Here is a 7,770-nt window from a genome sequence, read left to right on the forward strand (position 1 = left end):
GATGCAACTCATCTGGTCGGATGCAGGTGACAATCATTCTACCAACTACAAGTGGAATCAGATGGAGATTGAGATTTTGACGGAATAAACGGGTGTTTTTTGGAGCATACTGACCATTAATAGTAAAGGAGAATGAAAATACGAGCCGCCGTCCTGCACGAAATGGGCCGGGAACGACCCTACACGCAAAGTAACCCGCTTATTATTGAAACCGTTGATTTAGCCGCTCCGCAACGGGGTGAAGTTTTGGTAAAAATCAAAGCGGCCGGTTTATGTCATTCCGATTTGTCGGTCATCGATGGCAATCGTCCCCGCCAAACGCCGATGGTGCTGGGCCACGAAGCAGCCGGCGAAGTGGTTGAGCTGGGCCCGGACGTGTCGGATATAGTCGTTGGCAATCACGTCGTGTTTTCGTTCCTGCCTATCTGTAACCACTGTACGCCCAGCATGACCGGCCGCCCGGCCCTGTGCGAGAACGGGTTGACAGCCAACAACAAGGGCGAATTATTGGGGGGTGGGAGACGGCTTCAGAACGGGCAACAGCAGCCCATCCATCACCACATGGGCGTGTCGGGTTTTGCGGAATACACCGTCGTTTCCAGAAAATCGGTTGTGAAAATAGATCCGACGCTACCGTTCGACATAGCGGCTTTGTTTGGGTGCGCTGTTATGACGGGCATAGGAGCTGTGGTCAACACGGCAAAGGTGTCGCTGGGTCAAACCGTACTGATTACGGGCATGGGCGGCATTGGCTTTGCTGCGTTGCTGGGCGCATTGGCCGCCGGGGCCAGCCAGGTCATCGTGGCCGACATCAACCCCGATAAACTTACCAAAGCCCTCGAATTAGGTGCCCATGCTGTGGTAGATTCCGCCCAGGAAAACGCCGTGGAGCAGGTAAAAGACCTGACCGGCGGGGGCGTGGACATTGGTTTTGAGTTTGCCGGGGCGGTACCGGCCCTGGAATTTACCTACAACGCCACGGGCCGGGGGGGTAAAACCGTTACGGCGGGTTTGCCGCACCCCAGTAAGCTCATGCAGTTGGCCCCGGTTAAATTGGTGGCCGAAGAACGCACGTTGCAGGGGTCTTACATTGGCAGTTGCGTGCCCGTTCGGGACATACCAGCTTACATAGCCTTGTACCAGTCGGGCCGGTTGCCCGTCGATAAACTCATGACCCACAAACTGCGCTTGGACGAGATCAATGAAGGTTTCGAACGATTAGCCAACGGCGATGCCATTCGGCAAATAGTAACGTTTTGAGCATTATACTTGTTGCAACACTATAAATCAATTCATTAAATAGAAATTCCATAGACCAGCACATACTTCCAAAGTGTCGTCATATTTTCCAAAGTCACGCATTCGTAAACGGTCCGAAGCAATACGGTAACGCTTCATTCGCCCTATACTGTCGGTCCGCCGAAGCGGCTCGATTCCAATTCGTTGACTAGCTAGCTCCCTGTTTGAAAGCTTCTGCTCGTTGGTCAGCGGGCACTTCTTTTGGGCCTTAACTGGCAGGTAGGCCTGGCGGCATTAGTAATCTTTTGCGGAACCCTGGTAACCTGAATCCAAACGTATGTCGAATTTTTCAAACCAATCCTGCTGAGGCGGAAATTCCTCTTTCAGCATACTATAATCATGCGTTTTCCCCACATAGGGCTTGACTACTCTATGGTACAATTTTCCCCACGGGTTAGCTGTACGAGATCATAAATGCCCTAATACAGCTACAGTCAATTCTAACGGGCTAGGGTCTTCCTGGTTTTGTAGTTTGGAATAATTTACCCAGTTTTTGAGTACAGTATAACTGAACTATACCAATTAGCTAAGGCGATAAAAGTCGTTCATCAGAGAGGTGAAAACGGCAGAAAACTGCTTCTGATAAATTGCTTTTAGGTCTTCTACTGATGTCAGGCCCAGAGCGGCAACCGCAAGCCTCACCGTGGGGATCAGCTCCTGATTGAAATCAATGCCGCCATCGGCGAACTGGACAGGAATCATTACTTCTTTCTGAAAAACAATCGGCTCTGTTTGTATCTTCATGTCTGAGTGGATTTCAATTATCTGATAACGAATTCATTGGCGACCGCCTTCTGATATGCTTGCTGGTATTCTTGCTCACTTATTGGAACCCCCACCTCGTAGGTGCACCAGGTCCCCGTCAGGTTAAAAGGCTTCCGGGGATTAACAGGATCGTAGGGGTGGTTGTGCTCAATGGAAATAATAGGCTCCCTGTCAAGGAAATTGATCACCTCTTGGTAGCCGTGCCTGGTTTTGCCATCGCCGCCCAAGACTTTATAATGGTGAAAGATCCCGTCCTCCTGGTGTCTTTTGAAAAAGGCTATTTCCGTCGATTTACACATGATCGGGCAAGGTCAGATTAAACCAATTCAAATCTCTTGATCTGCACGCGGTTCTTTTCGAACTCTTGTTCAGCCTTCCTGAGGTCATACCCCCTCTGCATTCTCAACCAGAAGTCTGCCTTTCCGCCGAAAGCCTTGGAGATCCGGATTGCCATATTGGGCGTGATACCCCCCTTCTGGTTGACAATCTTAGAAAGTGTCAGCCTGGATACCTGTAGCAGTTCCGCCGCGCTGCCAAGGCTCAGATGGGCGGGGACCAAGACATCCTCCTTGAGAATGCTGCCCGGATGCACGTTGATGCTGCTGTGTCTTTTCATAATCGTCTGTAAGAGTTAGTGATAGTCTATAAAGTCCAAATCGAAGGCGGTGTGATCCGTGTTGCTGAATTTGAAAATGATCCGCCAGTTTCCCGAAATGTCCATCGCCCAAAAATCCTTCAGGTTTCCTTTAAGCGGGTGGGGGCGTAAAAAGATCAAATCCTGCAAGTCGTCCGGCACCAGTTCCAATTCATCAATAATGGATAATACTCGTTCTATCTTAGGTACCATCGAAGCAGGCAGCTTGCTCCGGTCGCCCTTCGTCCAGAACAGTTTCAGCCCCTTGTGCTGAATGGAGATAATCATCAGTCAAACTTTTTTATATACTGCAAATATACAGTATATAAAGATTAAAAAATCGATTTGGAATTAATTCTCGTCAGTCAAGCGCTTGGCCACCGTACTTCCTATGCTTACCCCACGCAGCCGCAGGTACTTATACAGCGTCATTTTGGAAACCCCGACCGTTTGGGCGATTTCGTTGACTCCCAACTTTCCCTCTTTGTAATACACTTCGGCCAGCATTGCCTTTTTCTGGGCTTCGGTGGACAGCCCCCGCCGCCTGCCGCCCTTCCTGCCTCTCGCCCGGGCAGCGTCAAGACCCGCCCTGGTCCTTTCCCGGATCAAGTCACGCCGGTAAGCCGACGGTCAGCCGCTGCTGTGCGCTCGAACTCGGCCAGCGACCCGAAGATGTTCAGGATCAGCCTGCCCTGCGGGGTGGTGGTGTCGATTGCATCCGTCAGGCTTTTCAAACCCACACCCCGGCTCTCAAAGTCGGTGACCAGTTCCAGCAAGTTTTTCAGCGATCTCCCCAGTCGCCGGGCGGCCGGAGCCGTCGAGCTTGTAGGTGCCCACTACGTCCCCTTGGCGCAGTTGGCCAAGCATCCTCGCCAGCTCTGGGCGATCCGCTTTGACACCTGAGACTTTTTCCTGAAAAATGATCTCGCAGTCTGCCTTTGCCAGAGCGTCCAATTGCAATTCCAAATTCTGATCCCTCGTCGAGACCCTTGCGTATCCTATCCGCATTCTGTATAGTTTTTGCCAATTTCCGGGAAACTTAATTAGACTTTGATTGCTGTACAAGTTTTATTTACAAATCCGCCCGTTTGGTGCCGCCTTTCACCCAGCCCGGCACGGATGGGACAAAGTACAGTTAAACCCACCTTTGATTTGACTCCCCCATGCCCCGTAAGGACTACCTCTCCCACGAGCAGCGGCAGCGCTTCGACTCGCCGCCCAGCCTGACCAACGCCCAGCGGGCCGTGTTCATCCAGTTGCCCGAGTGGGCCGAGCAGTTCTACGCTACGCTCCCGACCTCGACTAACCGCGCGGGGTTCCTACTCCAGCTCGGCTACTTCCGCACCGTGTGCCGCTTCTTCGAACCCCTCCAATTCCGCCAGGGGGACGTAACCTTCATTCAAAAGTCGGGTAAGAACATCGATCCCAACCAGGTGGACATGGCCGCCTACCAGCAGTCCAGCAGCTACTACCGCCACCAGGGGGAGATACTCAGCCGCCTCGGCTTCGAGGCCTACACAGCCGCACACCAGAGCCTGTTGTTGGAGGAGGCGAAGCGGCTGGCCCATTTACAGGTGAGCCCGGAGGGCATTGTCGACTCCTGCGTGGCATTCCTGCGGGACAGGCGGGTGGAGACACCAGCGTACAGTAGCCTTCGGGGTGTCATCCATTCTGCTTTGTCGGAATATAGGTCGGATCTGGAGCAAGTTCTGGAAAGGCACCTTCATGCGGCCGACAAGGACATGCTTGACGATCTGCTCAGCAAACCGGATCACCTGTTCAGGTACGAGCTAACCTACCTCAGGAAGATCCCGCAGTCCATGAGGCCCCCCATAATCAGGGAACGGGTCGGACTTTTCGAGAGGTTCAAGGAGATAGCCATCCAGCTTGGCCCGCTAATCAAAAAGCTCGATTTCTCGGAAGCGACTATCCGCTACTACGCACAGTACGTGCTTGATAGCAGGAGTGCCAACGTGGCCCGGCGCGGCACCGACCGATACCTGCTGCTGGTCGCCTTCGCCGTTCACCAGTACCTCAGCCTCGGCGACGCTCTGGTGATCACTATGCTCAACGCCATGAGCAGCAGCTTGACCAACTGCGACAATCGGGTCAAAGAAGACCATTTCCGGCAGCGCCACCAGACGGCCACCCTGGTGGGGCGGGTTACCAAGCGCAATCAGGATCACATCGACGCCCTGGGTTTGATAGAACGGGTAACCAATGACGGAACGCTTGATGACACGGCCAAAGTAATACAGATCAGGGCCATCATCGACCGAAAGAAAATCACCCAGTCAACGCTTGACGACGACCACGGTCAGCTGGCCTCGCTCCGGGAGACTCAGCAGAGGGTGCAGCAGGGGCAGGAACTATACGGACAGCTCGAAAGGGAGAGCATCTACCTACAAAACCGGATTTCCGCCACGCTCGTTTGCCTGGTGTTCGACCAGGCCACCTCGCAGGTTGACATCTGGGAGGCCGTCCGTTATTTTCAGGAAAGGCGGGGGGATATCGGCCAGAGCGCCCGGCTGCCGCTCGGCTTTTTATCGATCAACGACCGGGGCAGCGTGCATTCCGATTCTGGGAAAGTGAGGGTGTCGCTTTACAAGGCCTTGCTTTTCAAAGAGGTGGTTCTACACCTGAAGGCCGGAACCCTTAACGTGGTGTCTTCCTACGAATACCGCTCTTTTGAGAGATACCTTATCGACAAGCAGAAGTGGGTTAACCAGAAAGCGAGTCTACTGAAGAAGGCCCGTTTGGAAGACCGCCTATCGGCTGGCCGTTTCCTGCTCGGCCTGAACCATTCCCTGAATCAGCAATTCAAATCGGTTAACGAAGGTCTGGGGGCTAACCCGTCCGTGTATTTCGATAAGAGCGGCCGTTGGCACCTGCACCGCTACCGTTCCAAAGGGGCAAAAGAAGTGGATGGAGTATCGCTTTACCCCCAGGGCAAGGTGATTTCGGTGCTGGAGGTGCTGCGCCAGGTCAACGATCTGACGGGTTTTATGGGTGCCTTCCAGTATAAAACCCTGCACTACCTGCCCAAGCGCCCGGAAGACAGGCTCTTTTATGCTGCGATCATCGGCTACGGCGAGAACATTGGCATTCGGAAAATGGGACTGATCTCCCGCAACCTCAGCCCCGAGTCGCTTGAGGCCGTGGCGACGCACTATTTCTCCCCCGAACTCACCCTTCGGGCCAATGACCTGATCTTGAAGCACAGCAATAGGTTGCCGGTCATCGACTTGTTCAGGAACCAGTCCAACTTGGTGCATACGGGAAGCGACGGGCAAAAAATCGACGTTTCGATCCCCTCGCTGAGGGCCTCGGCTTCGTTTAAGTACTTCGGGGACGGAAAGGGAATAACGATCTATTCCCACCTTGACGAGGCCGGGCAGCTGATCTATTCGACGGTCTTCAGCGCGAGCGAGCGCGAGGCTCCCTACGTGCTGGACGCCCTCTCGCACGACGAGGTCATCAGTTCCGACGCCCATTCCACCGACACCCACGGCTATACCGAGGCAGTGGCGGCGATTACCGGCATTTGGGGGATAGAGTCGCGGCCAAGGCTGGCATCCATCCACAAACTCCAACTTTACTCCATCGATGCCGTCTCAACTTTTAAAGAGATGGGCTACCGGATACTTCCCAACCAGAAGGTGGACTACGAGTTGATTGTCTAGCACTGGGACGACATACTGCGCCTGGTGACGACGATCAAGCTTGGCCACGAGAAAGCTTCGACCCTGTTGAGACGCCTGAATTCTTACTCTCGCCAGAATCCGCTGTACAAGGCGCTCAAGGAGCTGGGCAGGCTGTTCAAGACCATTTACATCCTGAGGTACATCAGCCAGGAGGACTTGCGGGGTTCGGTGGAAGCGGTGCTGTCCAGGGTGGAAAACGCGAATCACTTCGCCAAGGCAGTGATGCTGGGCAATCCCCTGGAGTTCAACTGGGAGACGCACTATGACCAGCTTGTAGCGGAAGGATGCAAACGTCTGATCATAAACGCCATCAACTACTACAACCTACTGTTGCTGTCTCAGCAGGTATGCGACTGCAAGTCGGACGAGCACCGGGAGGAGTTGGTGCAGGCCATCTCCCGGACATCGACCCATACCTGGCATCACCTCAACCTGCACGGGGAGTTCGACTTTGCCGAGCAGCAGGTGAAGCCCGTCTTTGAAATGGAGGCAATTCTGAACCTTTTCACCACCTGAGATTCGATTATTCGCTCAGGGTTGGACTGGAAACTCCGTCTGCGAGAGCCTGGGGAAAATTGTACCATTGAGTAGTTAGGGCCTCACACCTGGCACCACATCAACTTGTGCGGGGAGTTCGACTTTACAGAACAGCAGTTGGGACTCATCAATAAAGTGGAAGCGACAAGGAGTGTGCAAGTTCCCTGAGAAAATTGTACCTTCAAGCAGTCAAGGCAATAGGGGTGAGTAAAAGGCAATACACTTGATGCTGTAATAACGCCGGGATCCGGTACCCTGTTTATCCTGTTGAAAGGATGAAATTTGGCCGGGTAAGCCCGTATGCCTAACTTAGCCCAATAGTTCACGACCATGATGCCCGCAACAACCATATCCCGGCACAGCCGCCCCTTCAACGAACAGGAAATTATCAGCCGCAGCCGCCGGGGCGTACTCCGCAGCGAAGCGGATCGCGTGGCGCGCCTGGTGGGCCTGACCGATAAGGAAATGGCCGCTGCCGTCGGCCTGTCGCACCCCTACCTGCACCGCCTCCCCGCCGATCAGCGCATCAGCCGGGAGGCTTCCGAGCGGCTATCGCTACTGGAAAACCTGCTGGAACACGCCCTGGACACCTTCGAAGGCCAGCAGGATGTCGTTCTGGGCTGGCTGCGGGCTCCCCTTCGCGAACTCGATCGCCAAACGCCCCTACAGACCCTGGACACGGTCACGGGCTACACCCTGGTGGAACGGGTGTTGGGGCGCATTGATCATGGCATCTTCGGCTGAACGTGGCAATTGTATATCGCGTCGTTCGCCAGAAGTACGCCGACCAGCCGCTGGACACCACCGGCAGCTGGCTGACGGGCGGACGCT

At 54.2% G+C, this 7,770-nt stretch carries 7 protein-coding genes and 2 pseudogenes; 3 read left to right on the plus strand and 6 right to left on the minus strand.

The features are described 5' to 3' along the window. The first annotated feature begins 132 nt into the window (after positions 1-132). Positions 133-1,260 carry a zinc-dependent alcohol dehydrogenase family protein gene (locus tag ACEW8P_RS08090; RefSeq protein WP_373512583.1) on the plus strand — a complete coding sequence of 376 codons (1,128 nt, stop codon included), beginning with the start codon at positions 133-135 and terminating at the stop codon, positions 1,258-1,260. Positions 1,261-1,287: 27 nt separating this feature from the next. Here ACEW8P_RS08090 and ACEW8P_RS08095 read toward each other — a convergent pair whose 3' ends face one another. The 6 genes and pseudogenes from ACEW8P_RS08095 to ACEW8P_RS08120 all read right to left on the minus strand — a co-directional run bounded on the left by ACEW8P_RS08095 (position 1,288) and on the right by ACEW8P_RS08120 (position 3,706). Continuing rightward, a complete protein-coding gene (locus tag ACEW8P_RS08095) occupies positions 1,288-1,518 on the minus strand; it encodes a transposase family protein (RefSeq protein WP_373512589.1) in 231 nt (76 codons plus the stop codon). Between the two features lie 303 nt (positions 1,519-1,821). After that, positions 1,822-2,043, minus strand: a complete 222-nt coding sequence (locus tag ACEW8P_RS08100) for a hypothetical protein (RefSeq protein WP_373512584.1) — start codon at positions 2,041-2,043, stop codon at positions 1,822-1,824. A 17-nt stretch (positions 2,044-2,060) separates the two neighbouring features. Continuing rightward, on the minus strand, positions 2,061-2,363 hold the full coding sequence (locus tag ACEW8P_RS08105; RefSeq protein WP_373512585.1) for a hypothetical protein: 303 nt from the start codon (positions 2,361-2,363) through the stop codon (positions 2,061-2,063). Between the two features lie 17 nt (positions 2,364-2,380). Beyond that, entirely contained in the window at positions 2,381-2,680 is a 300-nt protein-coding gene (locus ACEW8P_RS08110) for a HigA family addiction module antitoxin (RefSeq protein ID WP_373512586.1), read from the minus strand. A 15-nt stretch (positions 2,681-2,695) separates the two neighbouring features. After that, complete coding sequence (locus tag ACEW8P_RS08115; RefSeq protein ID WP_373512587.1) at positions 2,696-2,986, minus strand: type II toxin-antitoxin system RelE/ParE family toxin; 291 nt, start codon at positions 2,984-2,986, stop codon at positions 2,696-2,698. A gap of 63 nt (positions 2,987-3,049) precedes the next feature. Continuing rightward, positions 3,050-3,706 (minus strand): annotated as a pseudogene (locus ACEW8P_RS08120) (recombinase family protein). A 155-nt stretch (positions 3,707-3,861) separates the two neighbouring features. Here ACEW8P_RS08120 and ACEW8P_RS08125 point away from each other — a divergent pair. Further along, positions 3,862-6,918: pseudogene (locus tag ACEW8P_RS08125) on the plus strand (Tn3 family transposase). Positions 6,919-7,269: 351 nt separating this feature from the next. Beyond that, on the plus strand, positions 7,270-7,683 hold the full coding sequence (locus ACEW8P_RS08130; protein WP_373512588.1) for an antitoxin Xre/MbcA/ParS toxin-binding domain-containing protein: 414 nt from the start codon (positions 7,270-7,272) through the stop codon (positions 7,681-7,683). The last annotated feature ends 87 nt before the right edge of the window (positions 7,684-7,770 follow it).

Origin of the sequence: Persicitalea sp. (assembly GCF_041751555.1) — a bacterium.
Taxonomy (GTDB): domain Bacteria; phylum Bacteroidota; class Bacteroidia; order Cytophagales; family Spirosomataceae; genus Persicitalea.

Excerpts from the sequence above, each read along its gene's own strand:
- ACEW8P_RS08090 (WP_373512583.1), top strand. The coding sequence starts at position 133 with ATGAAAATACGAGCCGCCGTCCTGCACGAAATGGGCCGGGAACGACCC.
- ACEW8P_RS08100 (WP_373512584.1), bottom strand. The coding sequence starts at position 2,043 with ATGAAGATACAAACAGAGCCGATTGTTTTTCAGAAAGAAGTAATGATT.
- ACEW8P_RS08105 (WP_373512585.1), bottom strand. The coding sequence starts at position 2,363 with ATGTGTAAATCGACGGAAATAGCCTTTTTCAAAAGACACCAGGAGGAC.
- ACEW8P_RS08110 (WP_373512586.1), bottom strand. The coding sequence starts at position 2,680 with ATGAAAAGACACAGCAGCATCAACGTGCATCCGGGCAGCATTCTCAAG.
- ACEW8P_RS08115 (WP_373512587.1), bottom strand. The coding sequence starts at position 2,986 with ATGATTATCTCCATTCAGCACAAGGGGCTGAAACTGTTCTGGACGAAG.
- ACEW8P_RS08130 (WP_373512588.1), top strand. The coding sequence starts at position 7,270 with ATGATGCCCGCAACAACCATATCCCGGCACAGCCGCCCCTTCAACGAA.